A 19,406-nucleotide genomic window follows, 5' to 3' on the forward strand; every position below is an offset into this window, starting at 1 on the left:
AACAGATCTTCAAAGGGGTCAGTGGAGGTCGCGGAGCTCCTTCAGGAGCGCGACGTCCGCCGCGTGCCCCTCCTTGCCGCCCGGCGTCTCGATGATCAGCGGTACGCCGTCCGTCTCCGGGTGCGAGAACAGCTCGGCGAAGGCCTCCCGGCCGATGCGGCCCTGCCCGATGTTGGCGTGCCGGTCCTTGTGGGCGCCGACGCCCTCCTTGGAGTCGTTGGCGTGGATCAGCTTCAGCCGGCCCGCGCCCACCGTCTCCACCAGCAGGTCCAGGGTCTGCTTGGTGCCGCCGGGCTCGGCGAGGTCGTGCCCCGCCGCGAAGATGTGGCACGTGTCCAGGCAGATCCCGAGCTTCGGGTGGTGGTCGAGCGCCTCGAAGTACGGGCCGAAGTCCCAGGTGCGCGAGCACAGCGAGGAGCCCTGCCCCGCCGTGGACTCCAGCAGCAGGAACGGGTCGTCGTCGTGCGTCAGCTCGTCCAGCAGCGGCAGCATGTGCTCCCTGACCTGCGCGTACGCCGCCTCTCGAGGGCGGCCCCCGGTGGCCGAGCCGGTGTGCACGACCACCCCGAGCGCGCCGATCTCCCGGCCCCGGCGCAGCGAGTGCCGAAGGGACTCCACGGACTTCTCGACGGTCGCCTCGGTGTGCGAGCCGAAGTTGATCAGGTACGGGGCGTGCACGTACGCCGGTACCGACTCCTCGGCGCACTGGGCGCGGAACAGCTCGTCCTGCGCCGGACTGCCGGTCGGAGTGGCCCAGCCGCGCGGGTTCGCGACGAAGACCTGAACGGCCTCCGCGCCCATGTCACGGGCGTAGGTGAGGCCGACCGAGGCCAGCCCGCCGGCGACGGGGACGTGCCCGCCCACGGGATTGCGTGTCACTGGAGCTCAGAGTCCCTTGGTCTTGACGGTGATCGTGCTGCCCTCGGGCGCGCTCTGGCCGGCGGGCACCGACTGGGTGTCCACGGTGTTGCTGAAGGAGAGGAAGGGGCGGTCCACCTTCACCTTGAAGCCCAGGGCCTCCAGAGTCTTGCGGGCCACTTCCACGTCCTGCCCGGCGACGTTCGGGACCTGCACCTGGCGGGGTCCCTTCGACAGGGTCAGCGTGACCGTGTCGCCCGCGGCGGCCTGGGTGCCGGCGGCGGCCGACTGGTTGGCGACCGTACCGGCCGCGGAGGGGGCGTTGACCTGGTCGGGGGCGATGGCCACCTTCAGGCCCAGCGCCTCCAGCGCTGCCCGCGCCTGGTCCGCGGACATGCCCGTCACGCTCGGGACCTGCACCGGGCGGCCCTTGCTGACCAGCAGCGCGACCGCCGAGTCGGGGGCCCGCTTCTGGCCGCCCGCCGGGTCGGTGCCGATCACCGAGCCCTGGGCGACGTCCTGGCTGAAGGCCTGCGTGACGATGCCGGGCGCCAGCCCCGCCTTCGTCAGCTCCTCCTTCGCCTCCTCCAGCGGCCTGCCCTTCAGGTCGGGCACGCTGACGACCTCGGGACCCCGCGAGACGGTGAGGACCACCGCGCCGTTGCCCCGGATCTGCTTGCCGCCGCCGGGGCTGGTCTCCATGACCGTCCCCCGCTCGAAGGCCGCGCTGAACTTCCGGTCGACCTGCTTGACGCCCAGACCGGCGGCCGACAGCTCGTCGCGGGCCTGGGCCTCCGTCTTGCCGAGGAGGTTGGGGACCTTGGTGAACTGCCCGGAGTTGATGTACCAGACACCGCCGCCGATACCGAGGACGAGCAGGACGGCGGCGATGACGAGCAGCATCCCGCGCTGGGGCCCCCGCCGCGGCGGGGCCTGGGCCGGGGCCTGCTGCCCGGCGACCGGCGGACGCTCCAGCCGCGAGGTGTGGTGCACGGGCCCGCCCTGCCCCACCGGCCGTGGGATCACGCTGGTGCGGTCCTCGGCGGCGGAACGCTCCTGCGCCCGCGCCTGCGGCGGTACGGCGTCCAGCTCGGCCTCGCTCAGCCGCGCCCGGACCTCCCGGGTCAGACCGAGCAGGGCGGCGGCGTCGTACGGACGCAGCTCGGGGCTGCGGGCGGCGGCGTGCGCGACCAGCTCGTCGAGCGCGGCGGGCAGCCCGGGTACGGCCGCCGACGGGGGCGGAACGTCCTCGTTGAGGTGCTGGTACAGCACCTGGGCGGGGGTGCCGCCGGTGTGCGGCTTGGCGCCGGTGAGCATCTCGTACAGGACGACACCGCAGGCGTAGACGTCCACGCGGGTGTCGGTGATCCCGTCCTCGATCTGCTCGGGCGCGAGGTAGGAGACGGTGCCGAGGACGGAGCCGGTGGTGTTGGTGGCCGAGTCCACGGAGCGGACGAGACCGAAGTCGGCGACCTTGACGCTGCCGTCGTCGCCGATCAGGACGTTCTCGGGCTTCATGTCCCGGTGCACGAAACCGGCCCGGTGGGCGGTGCCGAGCGCGGCGAGGACCGGCTCCAGGATGTCGAGCGCGGCCCGCGGCTGGAGCGCCCCGCGCTCGCGGAGGACGTCGCGCAGGGTGCAGCCGGAGACGTACTCCATCGCGAGGTACGTGTACGGGCCGTCCGTGCCCTGGTCGAAGACGGCCACGACGTTCGGGTGCGCCAGCCGGGCCACGGACTTCGCCTCGCGGATGAATCGGTCCACGAAGGCGGCGTCGGCGGCCAGGTCCGGGTGCATGATCTTCAGCGCGAGCACCCGGTCGAGCCGGGTGTCGACGGCCCGGTAGACCGTCGCCATTCCGCCGGCCGCGATACGGGCGTCGACGCGGTAGCGGCCGTCGAGCACGCGCCCGACGAGGGGGTCATCCAGGGTCGTATCCACCCGCCGATTCTACGAGCCGGGCTGCGGGGACCGTCCGGGGCGTCCACGCTTGCAGCGCAGCCGTGACATGGGGGGCGCGGCGGCGGGGGTGGGGGCGGTGTCCCCTGGGGCGGTCTCAGCGATGGTTGGGGGCTTCCCGTCAGTCCCATCGTCCTTCCGGTTCGGGCCGGCCTGTCAAGGGCGCTCCTTCGTCGCGTCGCTACGCGATGGCCTTCGGCCACCCTTGACAGACCGACCCGCCCCGGAAAGCCGAAAGACTGCCGGGAAACCCCCAAAGAAACGGGACGGACGATCCTTGGAGGGGCGGGTCCGTCAGCGATGAGGCGAGGGGCCGGGCGCCGGCCCGCCCGACATACGGGCCCCACATCTGCGATTCCGGGCCGGGTGCGCGACTACCCGCACGAGAGGACGAGCAGAGCAGCCCAGGGAGCCGACAGACGCGACAGATCGCTACGCGCTCCTCACATCTCAGCGTCCGGCGGCCGTCTTGGGCTGGTACGGGGGCAATACCAGCTTTGGGGCGGGATCAGTGCTCGGTGACCGCTTGCTGTAGCTGTGCAGTGATTCCCTGCCGGTCGATCTGGATCCAGTACTCGACAATGAGTCCGTCCTCGACGCGATAGACCGCGCTGGTCATCGCCGTGACCTGCGCACCGGTCGGCGGGTGGTGGTCCACCGGTCCGATGTGTCGCCCGTTCTGGGTCCAGCGGGCGTAGACCCGATCCCCTTCGGCGATGAGCTCGTCCACGGTCAGAGCGAAGGGGCCGTATGCGTCGAGCATCTCCTGGACGTGCTCGGTGTACTGCTGTGGCGTTCGCTCCACGACCACCGGTGCCTCCGAGACGACCTGATGGGCCCGGACCCGGTCGGCCATGAAGTGACCGGCTCGGTCAGGGTGCAGCCCAGATCGCACCTGCAGGAGGAACTGGCGAACGGTCTCCTTGGAATTGATCATTGGCGAAGTGTGGCACCCCGCTCAGGCTGCGGCAGGTCCGGGCCCTTCGATGAGGTGATGATCCGACCAGCCCCAGACGATCGCCGGCCGCCGAGACGAGGGGAGCACGTAGCGATCTGTCGCGCCCGTCGGGTCCCCGGGCTGCCCTGTTCGTCCTCTGGTGCGGGTATCAGCCCAAGACGGTCGTCGGACGCTGAGACGTGAGGAGCGCGTAGCGATCTGACGCGTCTGGGGCTTCCTGGGCTGCTCTGATCGTCTTCTCGTGCGGGTTGTGCGCCCCTGGTCCGGAATCGCAGATGTGGGGACCGGATGTGGGCGGGCCGGCGCCTGGCCCCTCGCCTCATCGCTGAGGGACCCGCTCCTCCAAGGATCGTCCGGCCCGTTTCTTTGGGGGTTTCCCGGCAGTCTTTCGGCTTTCCGGTTCGGGTCGGTCGGTCAAGGGTGGCCGAAGGCCATCGCGTAGCGACGCGACCGAAGGGAGCGCCCTTGAGGGACCGGCCCGAACCGGAAGGACGATGGGACTGACGGGAAGCCCCCACCCCTCCCTGAGACGGGGGGAGGGGATCCCGCCCCCCCGCCCCCCGCCCCACCCCGCGCCCGCGCCCCCGCTCAGAACGCCGGTCGTTCCGGGTCCAGGGTCGCGCGGCCCTCCACCGGGGAGGAGGCTTCGGCGAAGCGGCGTTGGGGGATGCGGCCCGCGCGGTGGGCCAGGCGGCCCGCCGAGACGGCGTCGCGCATGGCCGCCGCCATCAGGGCCGGCTGCTGGGCGCGGGTCACCGCCGAGGCGAGCATGACCGCCGCGCAGCCCAGTTCCATGGCCAGGGCGACGTCCGAGGCGGTTCCGGCCCCCGCGTCGAGGATCACCGGGACTCCGGCGCGCTCGACGATGAGCTCGAAGTTGTGCGGGTTGCGGATGCCCATGCCCGAGCCGATCGGGGAGCCCAGCGGCATGATCGCCGCGCAGCCCGCGTCCTCCAGCTTGCGGGCGAGCACCGGGTCGTCGTTGGTGTACGGGAGGACGGTGAAGCCCTCGTCGACCAGGACCTCCGCGGCGTCCAGCAGCTCGACGCCGTCGGGGAGCAGGGTGCGCTCGTCCGCGACGACCTCCAGCTTGATCCAGTCGGTGCCCAGGGCCTCCCGCGCCAGCCGGGCCGTGAGGACGGCCTCGCCCGCGGTGAAGCAGCCCGCGGTGTTGGGGAGTACGTCGATGTCCAGCTTGGACAGGACCGACAGGACGGAGCCCTGCACGGTGGGGTCCAGGCGGCGCATGGCGACGGTGGTCAGTTCGGTGCCGGAGGCGACGAGGGCGCGTTCGAGGACGTCCAGGCTGGGGGCACCGCCGGTGCCCATGATCAGCCGGGAGGTGAAGGTCCGGCCGCCCAGGGTGAAGTCGTCGTCAGCCATCTGCTCAGCCTCCCTGGACCGCGGTGAGGATCTCGATCCGGTCGCCCTCGTCCACCGGGGTGGCGGGCCACTGCCCGCGGGGTACGACGGTCTCGTTGAGGGCGGCGGCCACGCCGGAGGGGGCGCTGGTGAGGGTGGCGACCACCGCGTCGAGGGTGGTGCCGGCCGCGATCTCGCGCGGCTCGCCGTTGACGGAGATGGTCATGCGTAGGACTCCTGACGCGTGGTGGAGAAGCGGCGCGGGGTGAAGGGGCGGGCGATCTCCGGCACGGTGCCGGTGGTCAGCAGCTCCGCCATCACGTCGCCGGTGAGCGGGGTCAGCAGTACGCCGTTGCGGTAGTGGCCGGTGGCCAGGTGCAGGCCGGGGAGGTCGGTGGGGCCGAGCAGGGGCGCGTTGTCGGGGGAGCCGGGGCGCAGGCCGGCCCGGGTCTCGACGAGGGGGAGTTCGGTGATGCCGGGTACCAGCTCGTGGGCGTCGCGCAGGAGTTCGTAGACCCCGCCGGCGGTGACGGTGGTGTCCCAGCCGAGTTCCTCGCTGGTGGCTCCGACGACGAGTTCGCCGTTCTCTCGGGGCACGAGGTAGACGTGGCTGCCGCGGACGACGGCGCGTACCGTCCGGGACAGGAAGGGCGCGTAGGCGGGTGGTACGGCCAGGCGCAGCACCTGTCCCTTGACCGGCCGTACGGGCGGCACCGCTTCGGCGGGTACGCCGGCCAGTCGGCCGCTGAGCGAGCCGGCGGCGAGTACCACCTGGTCGGCGCGGAGCGCGGTGCCGTCGTCGAGGAGGGCTCCGGCGGCCCGGTCGGCGGTGACGGTCAGGCGCTCCGCGCGCGCCCGGTGGATCAGTACGCCCGCCCGTTCGCAGGCGGCCAGCAGGGCGGTGGCGAGGCGGCGGGGGTCGACCTGGTGGTCGCCGTCGACGCGGAGCCCGCCGCGTACGCCGGGGGCGAGCATGGGTTCCAGGCGGCGGCATTCGCGTCCGGTGAGCCACTCGGACTCCAGGCCGCAGCGGCGTTGGAGGGCGTGGAGTTCCCGCAGGTGGAGGCGGTCGTCGGCGTCGAGGGCGACGGCGAGGGTGCCGCAGGCGCGGTAGCCGAGGTCCATGCCGCCGCTGGCTTCGGTGAGCTCGGCGGCGAAGGCGGGGTAGCGGGCGGCGGAGGCGACGTTGAGGCCGAGCAGGGTCTCCTCGCCGTAGTGCAGTTCGGTGACGGCGGCCAGCATGCCGGCGGCGACGCGGGCGGCGCCGCCCCCGGGGTCGGGGTCGGCGAGTGCGGTGCGCAGCCCGTGGCGGGCCGCCCGCCATGCGGTGACCAGGCCGATGATGCCGCCCCCGATGACGAGGACGTCGGATCCCTTGCCGGATCCGTTCCTAGATGAGTGCATGGGCGTCCAGCCCCTCCCTTCGCCGGCATGACCCGGATCAGGTTCGTACGGTCGGAGGCCGGCCAGCCTCCCTCTCAGCCCGGTGCGCCCGGACTCCCGCGATAGGTACGGTGGCCAGACTAACCCCGTGGCCGGAGCCCGGTAAGGCTGCCTCCCCGGTGCCGGGCCCGCGATCTTTCGCCCACTGTTCCTGACGGCACGTCAGTTCACTAGGGTGGGCCGCGTGAGTGAGCAGACGCAACAGACGAACCCCGGCGTCGTGATCGTGGGCGCCGGCATGGCCGGCGTGCAGACCGCCGTGGCCCTGCGGGAACAGGGCTACGAAGGCCCCGTGACCCTGCTGGGCGCCGAACCCCACCAGCCCTACGACCGGCCCCCGCTCTCCAAGGCGGTGCTCCTCGGGAAGGCCGAGGACTCCGCGTTCGAGGTGGACTTCGAGGACCTGCGCATCGGCCTCCGCCTCGGCGTCGAGGTCACCGGGCTCCGGGCCGGCGCCCGCGAGGTCGACACCGAGGCCGGCCCGGTCCCGTACGAGGTCCTCGTGCTGGCCACCGGAGCCGTGCCGCTGACCCTGCCGGGCACCGAAGGGGTTCCCGGCGTCCACCTGCTGCGCACCCTCGACGACGCCGCCCGGCTGCGCCCGGTGCTGGCCGCCGCCCCCGAGGCGGTCGTGGTCGGGGCGGGCTGGATCGGCGCCGAGTTCGCCACCGCGGCCCGCGAGGCCGGCTGCGCCGTCACGGTGGTGGAGGCGGCGGACCGGGTGCTGGCGGGGGCCCTGCCCGCCGAGGTCGCCGAGCCGATGGCCCGCTGGTACGCCGAGGCCGGCGCCACCCTGCTCACCGGCGCGAGGGTCGCCGGGATCACCGAGGGCCGGGTGCTGCTGGCGGACGGCCGCGAGCTGCCCGCCGGGGCCGTCGTCGTCGGCATCGGCGCCCGGCCCGCCACCGACTGGCTCGCCGGGACCGGGGTCGAGCTCGGCGCCGACGGCTCCGTCACCGCGGACGCGTACCTGCGCACCTCGCTGCCCGGCGTGTACGCGGTCGGCGACTGCTCCTCCTTCCCGTCGGCCCGCTACGGGGCGCGGCTGCTGGTCCACCACTGGGACAACGCCCTCCAGGGCCCCCGGGCCGTCGCGGCGAACGTCCTGGCCGGGGAGCCGGTCCAGGTCTACGACCCGGTGCCGTACTTCTGGTCCGAGCAGTTCGGCCGCTTCGTCCAGTACGCGGGCCACCACGGCGGGGCCGACACCCTGCTGTGGCGCGGCGACCCGGCCGGTGCCGCCTGGTCGGTGTGCTGGCTGCGCGGGGGCGCGCTGGCCGCCGTACTGGCCGTGGGCCGCCCGCGGGACCTCGCGCAGGGCCGGAAGCTGATCGAGACCGGTGCGGCCGTGGACCCCGCCAAGGTCGCGGACCCGGCCGTTCCGCTGAAGTCGGCCCTGGCCTGAGGCCTCCCGCCCCCGGACGGACGGGGTCGGGTACCGGCCGTCCGTCCGAGGTGGCAGGCTTGTCCCCGTGACCGAGATTGACGCAAAGATCGACGCCCTTGTCCCCTCCTGGCTGTACCTCCCCGACATCGCGGAGATGCTCGACATCGAGGTGACCCGGGTCCGCCAGATGGTCAAGGAAGGGCAGCTGATCGCCGTACGGCGGGGCGAGAACCGCGCCCTGCAGGTTCCGGCGCAGTTCATCGACGGCGACAAGGTCGTCAAGGGCCTCGTCGGGCTGCTGACCGTACTGCGAGACGACCGCTTCTCCGACGAGGAGATGCTGGAGTGGCTCTTCACCGAGGACCCCTCCCTGCCCGGCACCCCCGTGCAGGCGCTGCGGGAGAACCGCGGTACGGAGGTGAAGCGCCGCGCCCAGGCGCTCGCCCTCTGACCGGCTGACCCACGGACGCGGCGGGCCGGGTAACCTCGGCCCGCCCGCACACCGTCACCACCAGGGGGGTACTCCCATGCAGCAGCTGTCCGACGCCCGGCTCTACCTGTGCACGGACGCACGCAAGCGGCAGGGAGACCTCCCCGAGTTCCTGGACGCCGTCCTGGCCGGCGGCGTCGACATCGTCCAGCTCCGCGACAAGGGCATGGAGGCGGGCGAGGAGCTCGAACACCTCCGGGTCTTCGCCGAGGCCGCCCGCCGCCACGGCAGGCTCCTCGCCGTCAACGACCGCGCCGACGTCGCGCACGCCATCGGCTCCGACGTCCTGCACCTCGGCCAGGGCGACATCCCCGTCCCCGCCGCCCGCGCCATCCTCGGCGACCGGGTCCTGATCGGCCGCTCCTGCCACGCCGAGTCCGAGGTGGACGCCGCAGTCGCCGAGCCGGGAGTGGACTACTTCTGCACCGGCCCCTGCTGGCCCACCCCCACCAAGCCCGGCCGCCACGCCCCCGGCCTCGACCTGGTCCGGTACACGGCCTCCCTCGCCCAGGACCGCCCCTGGTTCGCCATCGGCGGCATCGACGGCGGCAACCTGGACGAGGTCCTGGACGCCGGCGCCACCCGAGTCGTGGTCGTCCGCGCCATCACCGAGGCCTCCGACCCCGGCGCGGCCGCCGCCGAGCTCGCCAAGCGGGTCCGCGCCCGCCTCGGCTGACGGGGCCGACCGCGAGGGTGTCCAAAAATCTGTCCATCTTGTGGACACCGCTTCGGTGTCCGCCGGGCCGCGTCTAACCTGCCGGTATGGCCCTTGGCACCGCTTCCACCTGGTCGGACCGTGCACACACGGTCCGCGACCTCCTCGCGTCCGGAACCTCGTACTCCTTCGAGTTCTGGGCTCCCAAGACCGAGAAGGGCGAGCGCAACCTCTGGAACGCCCTCCGCCGCATCGAGGCGGTCTCCCCGAGCTTCGTCTCCGTCACCTACGGTGCCGGCGGCTCCACCCGGGGCGGCACCGTCCGCGCCACCCAGCAGATCGCCTCCGACACCACCCTGACGCCCGTCGCGCACCTGACCGCGGTGGACCACTCCGTCGCCGAGCTGCGCCACGTCATCGGCCAGTTCGCCGACGCCGGCATCCGCAACATGCTCGCGCTGCGCGGCGACCCGCCGGGCGACCCCATGGGCCCCTGGGTCCGGCACCCCGAGGGCGTCGACTACGCGGCCGACCTGGTGCGCCTGCTCAAGGAGTCCGGCGACTTCTGCGTCGGCGTCGCCGCCTTTCCCGAGATGCACCCCCGCTCGGAGGACTGGGACACGGACATCCGGCACTTCGTGGACAAGTGCCGCGCCGGTGCGGACTACGCCATCACCCAGATGTTCTTCGATCCCGAGAATTATCTGAGGCTGCGCGACAGCGTCGCCAAGGCGGGCTGTGAAACCCCGATCATCCCCGAGGTCATGCCTGTTGTGGGCATCAAGCAGCTCGACCGGCTGCCGCAACTGAGCACCGCGGTCTTCCCCGACGCGGTCAAAGAACGCATGCTCGCCGTCAAGGACGATCCGGCCGCTGTACGCTCCATTGGCATCGAGTTCGCCACGGAGTTCTGCGCGAGGCTGCTGTCCGAGGGTGTTCCGGGACTGCACTTCATCACGCTGAACAATTCCACGGCGACCCTAGAGATCTACGAGAACCTGGGCCTGCACCAGCGGGCCTGACCGGCCGTCTCCTCTTCCCGCGCGGGCGGCCGTACCGAGAGGGGCCTTGCATGGGAATGACGGTCCTCTACATCGCGTTCGGCATCGTCGCGTTGTGGCTGCTTGCCGAGGTCCTGATGCAGTACAAGGCCCGGCTGCGCTGGCGCCTGCTCGCCTTCACCGGCTTCGTCGGGGTGGTGGCCGGGGTGACATTGCCGTCGGTGCTCGTGATCGCCGTGGGTGCGACCGCGTTCGCCGTCGGCCAGACCCTCGTCACGCTGTCCTTCCGCAAGGGCTTCGTGGCCGGCTGGGCCCTGCGCCGCGGCGGACGGCCCGCACCGGCCCAGGCGCAGAGCAGACGCCGCCGCTCCGGGGGCGCACCGGCCCCGGAGCCCGTGCTGGAGGTCACCGGGCTGGAGTACGCCGACCAGGACGCCGGCCCCGGCGGGGACACCGGCTCCCAGGACCCGGTGTTCACCCCGCAGCCGGTGCCCGAGGAGACCGGCTCGTACGGGATACAGAGCTTCGCCCCCCAGCAGCCGCGGCAGGACCAGCAGCCCGGCGCCGACACCCCCTTCGCCTCGCCGTTCACCACGGCCGAGCAGGACGCCCACCAGTACGCGGCCTACTACGACCAGCAGCAGGGCCAGGGCGGCTACTACCCCGGCGGCGAGCAGCAGGTCTACGCCGCCTACTCGGACCCGTACATCGGCACCGGCGGCGAGGTCTCCCCGGCCCCGCCCTACGACGGCACGGCCTACCCGCCGTACGCGGACCCGGCCCAGCAGCAGTACTCCATGGACACCCCGCCCGGCGGGGTCTGGGTCCCGCAGCAGCGCGCCACCGACGCCGCCCCGCAGCAGCAGCCCTACCCGCAGCAGGACCCGCAGCAGCCCCAGGAGTACCCGTACCCGTACCCCGGCAACGGCGGCGGGGAGTACGGCGGCCAGTACCGCCACTGAGGGGGCCCGGCGGGCCGGGGCTCACCGCGAGCCCCGGAACTCCGCCCCCTCCACGATCAGCCCGGCCACCAGGGCCCCCGTCATCCCGGCGTGCGCCAGCCCGCCGCCGGGATGCGCCCAGCCGCCCGCGAGGTACAGCCCGGGCAGCGCCGTCGTGTTCGCCGGGTACAGCATCCGGCCGCCGTCACCGGGCAGGGCGGGCGCCGGCACCGAGCCGCCGCACGCGCCCGTGGCCGCCTCCACGTCCTCCGGGGTGCGCACCTCCTGCCACAGCAGCCGCTCGCGCAGCCGGGGGACGGCCCGTGCGGCGAGGTCCAGCAGCTTCTCCGGGTCCGGGACCGGCGCACCGCCCGCGGGGCCGCACACGGCGCTCACGGTGACCGCCTCGTGGTCCGCGTCGGGCCGGGTGGCGGGGTCGTCGGGGCGCAGCACCGTGACCAGCCGGACGCCGGCGGTGCCGGGGGAGTGCACCAGCGTGCGGTGGACGGCGTCCGCCGGGCGGGCGCCGTGCAGGGCCAGCAGCAGGGTCAGCCGCCCGGGCGCCTCGTCGCCCCGGGCCGGTACGCCGCCGCGCGGCCGGGGCACGGAGGCGCCCGGCAGCTGCCTCGGGTCGATGCCGCAGACGACCTGGTCGGCGGCGGCCTCGGTGCCGTCGGCCAGCCGCACCCCGGCCGCCCTGCCGTCGCGGGTCAGCACCGAGCTGACGTCGGCGCCGAAGACGAACTCCACCTTCCGTTCCCGGCAGCGCTCGTACACGGCGGTGGCCAGCTCCCGCATGCCGCCCCGGACGTACCAGCTGCCGAAGGTCTGCTCCATGTAGGGCAGCGCGGCCGCGGCGGCGGGCACGGTGTCGGGGTCCAGCCCGTACGCCAGGACCCGGCCGGCCAGCAGCTCGCCGAGGCCGCCGCCGAGCTCGCGCCGGGCGACCTCGGCCAGCGTGGGCGGACGGCGGCGCAGCAGGCCGCTGCCGCGCAGCGCCGGGTACGGGTCGCGGCCCAGCACCTGCCAGTCGGTGCGCAGGGGCTCCTCCAGCAGGGGGCGGCGGGTCGCGTCCCAGGTGTCGCGGGCCCGGCCCAGCAGGGCGTTCCAGCGGTCGCCCGCGCCCGCGCCGAAGGCCCCGTCGAGGGCGGTGGCCACCCCGCCCCGGGAGGCGCCGGGGAGGGTGACGGCGGTGCCGTCCAGGACGTGCCGGACCGCGGGGTCCAGCTGGACCATGTCGACGCAGTCCTCCAGCGGCCGCTTGCCGGTCTTGACGAACAGGTCGCGGTAGACGGCGGGCAGGTGCAGCAGCCCGGGCCCGGTGTCGAAGGCGAAGCCGTCGCGCTCGTACCGGCCGACGGCACCCCCGTACGTGGTCCCGCGCTCGTACACCGTCACCTGGTGGCCCGCCACGGCCAGCCGGGCCGCCGTCGCCATCGCGCCCATGCCGGCGCCGATCACCGCAATTCTTGCCATGGCGCTGAGCCTATCGAGCGGTTCCTTCCGCTCAGCCGGGCGGTGCCCCGCCGGCGGTCCGGGCGGCGGCGAGGCGTTTCTCCTCGCGGCGCTGGGCCCGCCGCCGGCGGAAGCGTCGGATCCGGCTCCAGAGGAAGACGATCAGGGCCAGGCCGGCCAGCAGCAGTACGGCCGCGATGACCGCGGCCGCCTGCGGGTTGAACATGGCGAAGGTGACGAGGGCGCCCACGCCGAGGTCCTCGGCGGTGCTCAGCACGATGTTGCTGAACGGCTCGGGGGAGGTGTTGACCGCCATCCGGGTGCCGGCCTTGACGAAATGGCTGGCCAGCGCGGTGGAACCGCCGATCGCGCCGGCGGCGAGGTCGGAGAGCGAGCCGCTCTGCCCGGCAAGGAGGGCGCCGATCACCGCTCCGGCGACGGGCCGGATCACGGTGTGGACGGTGTCCCACAGGGAATCCACGTACGGGATCTTGTCCGCCACGGCCTCGCACAGGAACAGCACGGCCGCGGCGATCAGGACGTCGGGGCGCTGGAGCGAGGCGGGGACCTCGTCGGACAGGCCGGTCGCGCCGAACACGCCGAGCAGCAGGACCACGGCATAGGCGTTGATCCCGCTGGCCCAGCCGCTGGTGAAGACCAGGGGGAGGACACTCATCTGATCAGCATGCCGCAGCGCGGGCGACCGGGCGGGTGGAAACGGCAAGGGGACGGCCGCGGTCGCGCGGCCGTCCCCTCCCCGACGGAGTGTGTGCGGGGCTACTGCCCCTGTTCGTCACGGCGGCGCTGCCACCGTTCCTCGATACGGGTCATCATCGACCGACGCTGCCGGTTTCGGCCACGGGCCGAACCGCCGGCACTTCCGGAGACGGGCTGCTCGCCGGGCTTGGGTACCTTGCGCCAACCGGTGACCACGAGGACCGTACAGGCCAGCATGACGAGGAATCCCACCACGCTGATCCAGAGCACTTCCTGCCAGATCACACCAGTCATGAGGAGCGCGATACCCACCACAATGCCTACGACTGCCTGGTAGACCCGTCGCCGGGTGTACGTGCGCAGTCCACTGCCCTCAAGCGCTGTCGCGAACTTGGGGTCTTCGGCGTACAGCGCTCGCTCCATCTGCTCGAGCATTCGCTGCTCGTGCTCCGAGAGCGGCACGGGAGTCCTCCTCATCCGTCGGTCGCGGGGGGTAGCGACCAGGGGTCCCCTTCAGGATAGGCGGGGAATCGCCCCCGTGATACCCGCCCTCTACGCCACATTCTGCAAACCACCGTGCCAGGCAATTCCAGCGAGCCGGACGCGGTGCCGAACGAACGGGTGCTTCGAACGTACCGGCGCCAAGGCGGTCATCGAGGCGCTTATTCCCCAATGAGCAGTCCGCCATGCCGACCGGTGCACCCGATCATACGGGTCGGCGCGCCGGAAAGTAGGGGATCCGTCGGAAGCCCGCTCGAGCAAGCCCGCAGATCAGGAGGGCTTCTCGCCCAGGACGTGCAGCTGCGTGGCCACCGCGTGGAAGGCGGGCAGCTCGGCGGCGGCCTCCTCCAGACGCAGCAGCGCGTCCACCGCGCCGGGCTCGGTGTCGACGAGGACCCCGGGGACGAGGTCGGCGAAGACGCGCACGCCGTGGACGGCGCCGACCTCCAGGCCGGCGTCCCCGACCAGCGCGCTCAGCTGCTCGGCGGTGAAGCGGCGCGGCACCGGGTCGCCGGAGCCCCAGCGCCCGGCCGGGTCGGTGAGGGCGGTGCGGGCCTCGGTGAAGTGCCCGGCGAGCGCCCGCGCCAGCACGGCCCCGCCGACGCCGGCGCCGAGCAGGCTGAGGATGCCGCCGGGGCGCAGGGCGGCGACGGCGTTGGCCACGCCCTCGGCCGGGTCGTCCACGTACTCCAGCACGCCGTGGCAGAGCACCACGTCGTACGCGTCCCGCTCGACGACGTCCAGCAGGCCCTGCGCGTCGCCCTGGACTCCGCGCACCAGGTCGGCGACGCCGGCCTCGGCGACCCGGCGCTCCAGTCCGAACAGGGCGTTCGGGCTGGGGTCGACCACGGTCACGCGGTGGCCCAGGCGGGCCACCGGCACGGCGAACTTGCCGGTGCCGCCGCCGGTGTCCAGCACCTCCAGCGTCTCCCGCCCGGTCGCCTTCACCCGGCGGTCGAGGGCCTCCTTGAGGACCTCCCACACCACGGCGGTGCGGAGGGAGGCGCGGGGGCGGGAAGTGTCCGACACGGCTGATGGCTCCTCGGCGCGAAATGGGGTGGGGCGGTGCGTGCCCCACCCTATTGCCTCGGCCGACCTGCCAGCTCATCCGGCGTTCGGACGCTCCGGGCGCGGTTGCGGCAGGGGCTGCGCCACAGGCTGCAGGGCGAGCATCCGCTCCACCAGCCGCAGGAACATCCCCGCCTCCCGGACGAGGTCGTCCGCGTCCCGGCCGCTCGCCGCGTCCGGTATCCCCGCCTCGGCCCGGGCCCGGCGGGCCGCACCCGAGGCGAACAGCGCGCTCCACTCGGTCAGTTCCGGCGCTATCTCCGGCAGGACCTCCCACGCGCTGCGGATCCGGGGCCGCCGCCGGGGGTTCGCCGGTTCGGGCCGCCCGCGTGCGGCGAGCACGGCCGCGGCGGTGCGCAGCGCCGCCAGGTGGGCCGTGGCGTACCGCTCGTTGGGCCGGGGCAGCAGGGCCGCCTCGGCCAGGCCGCTGCGGGCCTTGGCGAGCAGGTCGAGGGCGGCCGGCGGTGCGGACGCCCTGCGCGGGACGGGGTGGACAGGGGACGGGGACGGTGTGGCCATGACGAACCTCCTGTCGTTGCGTGGTGCTCGGCGTGCTGCCGGTGTCTGTGTTCGTGGATCCATCGTGACGGCCCCCACTGACAATCGCGCTGACCTGCGGGTTCGTCCTGATCTCGGCCGAACGTCGGCGGCCGGCTCCCGAACCTGCTAGTTTTTGAACTGACCGGTCAGTTCAAAAGGAGGGGGACGGGCGTGGACAGCCCGCACGGCGCCGCCGTCAAGGCCGAGGGCTTCGGACTCAAGGGCCCGCGCGGCTGGGTGTTCCGCGACGTGGGGATCGACGCGGCCCCCGGATCGCTCATCGCCCTCGAAGGCCCCTCCGGCAGCGGCCGGACCTGCCTGCTCCTCGCCCTCACCGGGCGGATGAAGGCCACCGAGGGCCACGCCGAGATCGGCCGCCACCGGCTCCCGAAGAAGATGGCGGCGGTCCGCCGGATCACCGCCCTCGGACCGGTCCCCGGCGTCAACGACCTCGACCAGGCCCTCACCGTCGCCGAGCAGCTCCGCGAGGGAGCCATGCTCCAACGCCGCTACGACGCCCCGCTGCGGACCCTGCTGCGCCCGCGCGGCGACCGCCGCGCCACCGCCCGGACCCGGATCGACGAGGCGCTGGCCGCCGTCGCACTGGACCCCGCCACCCTGCCCAAGGGGGAGCGGACCTCCGTACGCGACCTGGAACGCCTGGAGGCCGTACGGCTGTCCGTGGCCATCGCCCTGCTGGGCGGCCCCCGGCTGCTGGCCCTCGACGACCTCGACCTCAAGCTCTCGGACGCCGAACGCGCCGAGGCCTGGGCCCTGCTCCGCTCGGTCGCCGACCGCGGGACGACCGTCCTCGCGGTGTGCAGCGAGGCCCCGGAGGGCGTGACGGTGCTGCGCACCGGCGAGGCCGCCCCCGCGAAGCCGCGGACCGGCAGGCACACGGAAAAGGCCGCGCCCGCGCGGGCCGCCGCCCCGGGCGCCGACGGCCCGAAGATCACCTGGGGCCTGCCCCCGGGCAACGACACGGACCCCGCCGCCCCCGCCGCCGCACGGCCCGAACCGGACGAGCCACGGCCGGACAGGCCCGGACCGGACGAGCCCGAACGCGACGAGCCCGAGCCGCGGAAGCCGAAACACGCCGAACCGGCCGGCACCACCGACAACGACAACGACGAAGACGGGAAGGGGACGGACGATGCGCTCGCCGAAACTGGCCGCGCTTGAGCTGAAGCGGTTCGGGCGGGGGAAGCTGCCCCGGGCCGCCCTCGTCGCGCTGCTCCTGCTGCCCCTGCTCTACGGGGCTCTGTACCTCTGGTCGTTCTGGGACCCCTACAGCCGCCTCGACAAGGTGCCCGTCGCCCTCGTCAACGCCGACAAGGGCGCGGACGTGGGCGGCGAGCACCTCGACGTCGGCGGGGAGCTCACCCGCAACCTGCGCGAGCGCAAGACCTTCGACTGGCGCGAGGTCAGCGCGGAGGAGGCTGCCGAGGGCCTGGAGGACGGGACGTACTTCCTCTCCCTGACCATGCCCGCCGACTTCAGCGAGAAGATCGCCTCCAGCGGCGGCGCCGACCCCACCACCGGGGCCCTCCAGGTCCGCACGAACGACGCCAACAACTACATCGTCGGCTCGATCTCGCGCACCGTCTTCTCAGAGGTCCGCTCGGCCGCCTCCACCAAGGCCTCCCGCAGGTTCCTCGACAAGATCTTCGTCTCCTTCTCCGACCTGCACGACAAGACCGCCGAGGCCGCCGACGGCGCCGACAAGCTCAAGGACGGCGCGGGCAAGGCCCAGCAGGGCGCGAAGGACCTCGCCGACGGCCTCGACACCGCCAAGGAGAAGACCGGCGAGCTCACCGGGGGCCTGAAGAAGCTCAACGAGGGCGCCGCCAAGCTGGAGACCGGTTCCCGGCAGGTGGCGGACGGCACCCAGAAGGTCGCCGACGTGGTCAACGGCGCCGCCGACAAGGCCCGCCCCTTCGTCAAGGACCCCAAGAACCTCGCGGACACCGCCAAACTGGTCGCCGACACCGCCAAGGTCGTCAACAGCCACCTCGACAAGGCCGTCGAGAAGGCCCCGGCCGCCGCCGCGATCACCAGGCAGGTCTCGGGGCTCGCCGACTCCAACTACAGCCGGTACTGCGTCAAGCCCGACCCCCAGCTGCCCGCCGGCTTCTGCGACCTGCAGAAGAAGATCAAGGACGACGCGGCCCAGGCCGCCCTGCTGACGGGCGACGTGAACACCGTCCTCGGCAACTCCAAGGGCGACGTCACCAAGCTCAAGGGCCAGCTCACCGACCTGGAGAACAAGGCCCGCGAACTCGCCGTCAAGGCCCCGGCCCTGGCCGGCGACCTCGACGCGGCCGTCGCCCAGGCCAACGCCCTCAACGACGGCGCCCACAAGGTCGCCGCCGGCGTCGTCGAGCTGCACAAGGGCATCGGCACCGCGGCCGGCGGCTCCGGCAAGCTCGGCGAGGGCGTCGGCAAGCTCGGCGACGGCGCGCAGCAGCTGGGCGGCGGCATGGTCAAGCTCGTCGACGGCAGCGGGCAGCTGGCCGGCGGCCTCCACGACGGCGTCGGCAAGATCCCGGACTACGACCAGCAGCAGCGCGACGCCCGTACGCAGGTCATGGCCGACCCGGTGCAGCTCGCCAGCCAGGCCCTGCACAAGGCGCCCAACTACGGCACCGGCTTCGCCCCGTACTTCATCCCGCTCTCCCTCTGGGTCGGCGCGATGGTCGCCTACATGCTGATCGCCCCCATGAACAAGCGGGCCCTGGCCGCCGGCGCCTCGCCCTGGCGGATCGCCCTCGCGGGCTGGCTGCCCGTGGTCGGCCTCGGCGCCGCGCAGGTGGGCGCGCTGATGTCCGTACTGCACTGGGCGCCGGGCCTCGGCCTGAAGATGGCCCACCCGGCCCTGACCATCGGCTTCCTGGTGCTGGTCACCGCCTGCTTCGCGGCGATCGTCCAGTGGCTGAACGCCAAGTTCGGCGCGGCCGGCCGCATCCTGGTCCTCGCCGTCCTGATGCTCCAGCTGACCTCGGCCGGCGGCACCTACCCCGTCCAGACCAGCCCGGACTTCTTCAACGGCATCCACCCGTACCTGCCGATGTCGTACATCGTCGAGAGCCTGCGCCGCCTGATCACCGGCGGCGACCTCACCCCGGTGTGGCAGGGCTGCGCCGTCCTGGCGGCCTTCACGGTCGGGGCCCTGGCCCTCACCACGCTCGCCGCCCGCGGCAAGCAGGTGTGGACGATGGACCGGCTGCACCCCGAACTGAGCCTGTAAGGGGCTGTTGACCTGTGAGAATCAGCGCCATGGAAAGCAGCAGCACCACCGCCGGCGGGGCCCGGCGGCAGGCCACGCGGCAGAAGCTGTACGAGGCGGCCGTCACCCTGATCGCCGAACAGGGCTTCTCCGCGACCACGGTCGACGAGATCGCCGAGCGGGCGGGCGTGGCCAAGGGCACCGTGTACTACAACTTCGCGAGCAAGACCGATCTCTTCGAGGAGCTGCTGCGGCACGGGGTGGGTCTGCTGACCGCCTCGCTGCGGGCCGCCGCGGACGAGACCGAGGCCCGCGGTGGCAGCCGGATCGAGGCCCTCGACGGGATGATCCGCGCGGGCCTGGTCTTCATCGACCGGTACCCGGCCTTCACCCAGCTGTACGTCGCCGAGCTCTGGCGCACCAACCGGGCCTGGCAGTCCACCCTGATGGTGGTGCGGGGCGAGGCGGTGGCGGTCGTCGAGTCGGTGCTGCGGGAGGGCGTGGAGCGCGGGGAGCTCAGTGCCGAGATCGACGTGCCGCTGACGGCGGCCGCGCTGGTCGGGATGGTGCTGGTGGCGGCGCTGGACTGGCAGGCGTTCCAGAGCGAGCGGTCCCTGGACGACGTGCACTCCGCGCTGTCGCTGCTGCTGCGGGGACGGGTGAGCGGAAGCCGCTGACCCCCCCCGGTCGGCGGTGCCGCCGGCCCCGGGCGACGGCGTAGAACTGAGTATCCGTACCTAGACGTACAGATGAGTACGCGTACGGATGGGCTCCCACCTGCGAAGACAGCAGACTGGAAGCCATGGACAGGGCCGCTCGGCCCGCACCGCGGACACGGGGCCGCG

The 19,406-nt window shown here is 73.2% G+C and carries 19 protein-coding genes and 1 riboswitch; of the genes, 8 read left to right on the forward strand and 11 right to left on the reverse strand.

All coding sequences use genetic code 11. The annotated features are described in order from the left end of the window. Nucleotides 1–18: 18 nt before the first annotated feature. From ABD973_RS23560 to thiO, 6 genes are all read right to left on the reverse strand, one after another. Entirely contained in the window at nucleotides 19–879 is an 861-nt protein-coding gene (locus ABD973_RS23560; RefSeq protein ID WP_345501946.1) for a deoxyribonuclease IV, read from the reverse strand. A gap of 6 nt (nucleotides 880–885) precedes the next feature. After that, the gene (pknB, locus tag ABD973_RS23565) at nucleotides 886–2,799 is read right to left on the reverse strand and encodes a Stk1 family PASTA domain-containing Ser/Thr kinase (protein WP_125820874.1); all 1,914 of its coding nucleotides are present in this window, start codon (nucleotides 2,797–2,799) and stop codon (nucleotides 886–888) included. 526 nt (nucleotides 2,800–3,325) lie between these two features. Next, nucleotides 3,326–3,754 carry an ester cyclase gene (locus ABD973_RS23570; RefSeq protein WP_125820873.1) on the reverse strand — a complete coding sequence of 143 codons (429 nt, stop codon included), beginning with the start codon at nucleotides 3,752–3,754 and terminating at the stop codon, nucleotides 3,326–3,328. Nucleotides 3,755–4,363: 609 nt separating this feature from the next. Further along, entirely contained in the window at nucleotides 4,364–5,158 is a 795-nt protein-coding gene (locus tag ABD973_RS23575) for a thiazole synthase (protein ID WP_125596326.1), read from the reverse strand. 4 nt (nucleotides 5,159–5,162) lie between these two features. Then, the gene (thiS, locus tag ABD973_RS23580; RefSeq protein ID WP_125596323.1) at nucleotides 5,163–5,363 is read right to left on the reverse strand and encodes a sulfur carrier protein ThiS; all 201 of its coding nucleotides are present in this window, start codon (nucleotides 5,361–5,363) and stop codon (nucleotides 5,163–5,165) included. After that, nucleotides 5,360–6,541, reverse strand: a complete 1,182-nt coding sequence (thiO, locus tag ABD973_RS23585; RefSeq protein WP_125820872.1) for a glycine oxidase ThiO — start codon at nucleotides 6,539–6,541, stop codon at nucleotides 5,360–5,362. Before thiO ends, thiS begins: the two co-directional genes overlap by 4 nt. Further along, nucleotides 6,539–6,651: riboswitch (TPP riboswitch) on the reverse strand. It overlaps the preceding gene by 3 nt. Nucleotides 6,652–6,764: 113 nt before the next feature. Between thiO and ABD973_RS23590 the strand changes: the two genes are divergently transcribed. The 5 genes from ABD973_RS23590 to ABD973_RS23610 all read left to right on the forward strand — a co-directional run bounded on the left by ABD973_RS23590 (nucleotide 6,765) and on the right by ABD973_RS23610 (nucleotide 11,075). Next, the gene (locus ABD973_RS23590) at nucleotides 6,765–7,985 is read left to right on the forward strand and encodes an NAD(P)/FAD-dependent oxidoreductase (protein WP_125820871.1); all 1,221 of its coding nucleotides are present in this window, start codon (nucleotides 6,765–6,767) and stop codon (nucleotides 7,983–7,985) included. Nucleotides 7,986–8,052: 67 nt separating this feature from the next. Further along, nucleotides 8,053–8,418, forward strand: a complete 366-nt coding sequence (locus ABD973_RS23595; RefSeq protein WP_042803199.1) for an Rv2175c family DNA-binding protein — start codon at nucleotides 8,053–8,055, stop codon at nucleotides 8,416–8,418. A 76-nt stretch (nucleotides 8,419–8,494) separates the two neighbouring features. Further along, nucleotides 8,495–9,133 (forward strand): thiamine phosphate synthase, encoded by a 639-nt coding sequence (thiE, locus tag ABD973_RS23600; RefSeq protein WP_125596314.1) that lies wholly within the window; start codon nucleotides 8,495–8,497, stop codon nucleotides 9,131–9,133. Nucleotides 9,134–9,219: 86 nt separating this feature from the next. Beyond that, nucleotides 9,220–10,134: a methylenetetrahydrofolate reductase [NAD(P)H] gene (gene metF / locus ABD973_RS23605; protein ID WP_125596311.1), complete on the forward strand. Its 915-nt coding sequence runs from the start codon at nucleotides 9,220–9,222 to the stop codon at nucleotides 10,132–10,134. Between the two features lie 50 nt (nucleotides 10,135–10,184). Further along, nucleotides 10,185–11,075 (forward strand): hypothetical protein, encoded by an 891-nt coding sequence (locus tag ABD973_RS23610; protein ID WP_345501954.1) that lies wholly within the window; start codon nucleotides 10,185–10,187, stop codon nucleotides 11,073–11,075. A gap of 21 nt (nucleotides 11,076–11,096) precedes the next feature. Here the strand turns inward: ABD973_RS23610 and ABD973_RS23615 are convergent, their stop codons facing one another. From ABD973_RS23615 to ABD973_RS23635, 5 genes are all read right to left on the reverse strand, one after another. Then, nucleotides 11,097–12,530, reverse strand: a complete 1,434-nt coding sequence (locus tag ABD973_RS23615; protein ID WP_125596305.1) for a phytoene desaturase family protein — start codon at nucleotides 12,528–12,530, stop codon at nucleotides 11,097–11,099. A 31-nt stretch (nucleotides 12,531–12,561) separates the two neighbouring features. After that, nucleotides 12,562–13,185, reverse strand: a complete 624-nt coding sequence (locus ABD973_RS23620) for a DUF4126 domain-containing protein (protein ID WP_125820869.1) — start codon at nucleotides 13,183–13,185, stop codon at nucleotides 12,562–12,564. 101 nt (nucleotides 13,186–13,286) lie between these two features. Beyond that, nucleotides 13,287–13,688 (reverse strand): DUF3040 domain-containing protein, encoded by a 402-nt coding sequence (locus ABD973_RS23625; protein ID WP_125596299.1) that lies wholly within the window; start codon nucleotides 13,686–13,688, stop codon nucleotides 13,287–13,289. A gap of 309 nt (nucleotides 13,689–13,997) precedes the next feature. Continuing rightward, a complete protein-coding gene (locus tag ABD973_RS23630) occupies nucleotides 13,998–14,756 on the reverse strand; it encodes a methyltransferase (protein ID WP_125596296.1) in 759 nt (252 codons plus the stop codon). A 75-nt stretch (nucleotides 14,757–14,831) separates the two neighbouring features. After that, nucleotides 14,832–15,314 carry an SAV_6107 family HEPN domain-containing protein gene (locus ABD973_RS23635; RefSeq protein ID WP_125596293.1) on the reverse strand — a complete coding sequence of 161 codons (483 nt, stop codon included), beginning with the start codon at nucleotides 15,312–15,314 and terminating at the stop codon, nucleotides 14,832–14,834. A gap of 192 nt (nucleotides 15,315–15,506) precedes the next feature. Here ABD973_RS23635 and ABD973_RS23640 point away from each other — a divergent pair, with 192 nt between their 5' ends. Genes ABD973_RS23640 through ABD973_RS23650 form a run of 3 tightly spaced genes read left to right on the forward strand, consistent with a single transcriptional unit; the run spans nucleotide 15,507 to nucleotide 19,238 of the window. Beyond that, nucleotides 15,507–16,517: an ATP-binding cassette domain-containing protein gene (locus tag ABD973_RS23640; protein ID WP_206436507.1), complete on the forward strand. Its 1,011-nt coding sequence runs from the start codon at nucleotides 15,507–15,509 to the stop codon at nucleotides 16,515–16,517. Further along, nucleotides 16,489–18,582, forward strand: a complete 2,094-nt coding sequence (locus ABD973_RS23645; RefSeq protein WP_345501962.1) for a YhgE/Pip family protein — start codon at nucleotides 16,489–16,491, stop codon at nucleotides 18,580–18,582. The genes ABD973_RS23640 and ABD973_RS23645 overlap by 29 nt, the downstream gene beginning before the upstream one ends. A 29-nt stretch (nucleotides 18,583–18,611) precedes the next feature. Further along, nucleotides 18,612–19,238, forward strand: coding sequence for a TetR/AcrR family transcriptional regulator (locus tag ABD973_RS23650; RefSeq protein ID WP_125596284.1), 627 nt, complete (start codon nucleotides 18,612–18,614; stop codon nucleotides 19,236–19,238). Nucleotides 19,239–19,406 lie beyond the last annotated feature (168 nt).

Origin of the sequence: Streptomyces racemochromogenes (assembly GCF_039535215.1) — a bacterium.
In the GTDB taxonomy this organism is placed as follows: Bacteria; Actinomycetota; Actinomycetes; order Streptomycetales; family Streptomycetaceae; genus Streptomyces; species Streptomyces racemochromogenes.

What these genes read in the sequence shown, in the direction of transcription:
- ABD973_RS23620 (WP_125820869.1), bottom strand. Translation starts at nt 13,185, where the DNA reads ATGAGTGTCCTCCCCCTGGTCTTCACCAGCGGCTGGGCCAGCGGGATC.
- ABD973_RS23615 (WP_125596305.1), bottom strand. Translation starts at nt 12,530, where the DNA reads ATGGCAAGAATTGCGGTGATCGGCGCCGGCATGGGCGCGATGGCGACG.
- thiO (WP_125820872.1), bottom strand. Translation starts at nt 6,541, where the DNA reads ATGCACTCATCTAGGAACGGATCCGGCAAGGGATCCGACGTCCTCGTC.
- thiS (WP_125596323.1), bottom strand. Translation starts at nt 5,363, where the DNA reads ATGACCATCTCCGTCAACGGCGAGCCGCGCGAGATCGCGGCCGGCACC.
- ABD973_RS23650 (WP_125596284.1), top strand. Translation starts at nt 18,612, where the DNA reads ATGGAAAGCAGCAGCACCACCGCCGGCGGGGCCCGGCGGCAGGCCACG.
- thiE (WP_125596314.1), top strand. Translation starts at nt 8,495, where the DNA reads ATGCAGCAGCTGTCCGACGCCCGGCTCTACCTGTGCACGGACGCACGC.
- ABD973_RS23610 (WP_345501954.1), top strand. Translation starts at nt 10,185, where the DNA reads ATGGGAATGACGGTCCTCTACATCGCGTTCGGCATCGTCGCGTTGTGG.
- ABD973_RS23570 (WP_125820873.1), bottom strand. Translation starts at nt 3,754, where the DNA reads ATGATCAATTCCAAGGAGACCGTTCGCCAGTTCCTCCTGCAGGTGCGA.
- ABD973_RS23575 (WP_125596326.1), bottom strand. Translation starts at nt 5,158, where the DNA reads ATGGCTGACGACGACTTCACCCTGGGCGGCCGGACCTTCACCTCCCGG.
- ABD973_RS23645 (WP_345501962.1), top strand. Translation starts at nt 16,489, where the DNA reads ATGCGCTCGCCGAAACTGGCCGCGCTTGAGCTGAAGCGGTTCGGGCGG.
- ABD973_RS23635 (WP_125596293.1), bottom strand. Translation starts at nt 15,314, where the DNA reads ATGGCCACACCGTCCCCGTCCCCTGTCCACCCCGTCCCGCGCAGGGCG.
- metF (WP_125596311.1), top strand. Translation starts at nt 9,220, where the DNA reads ATGGCCCTTGGCACCGCTTCCACCTGGTCGGACCGTGCACACACGGTC.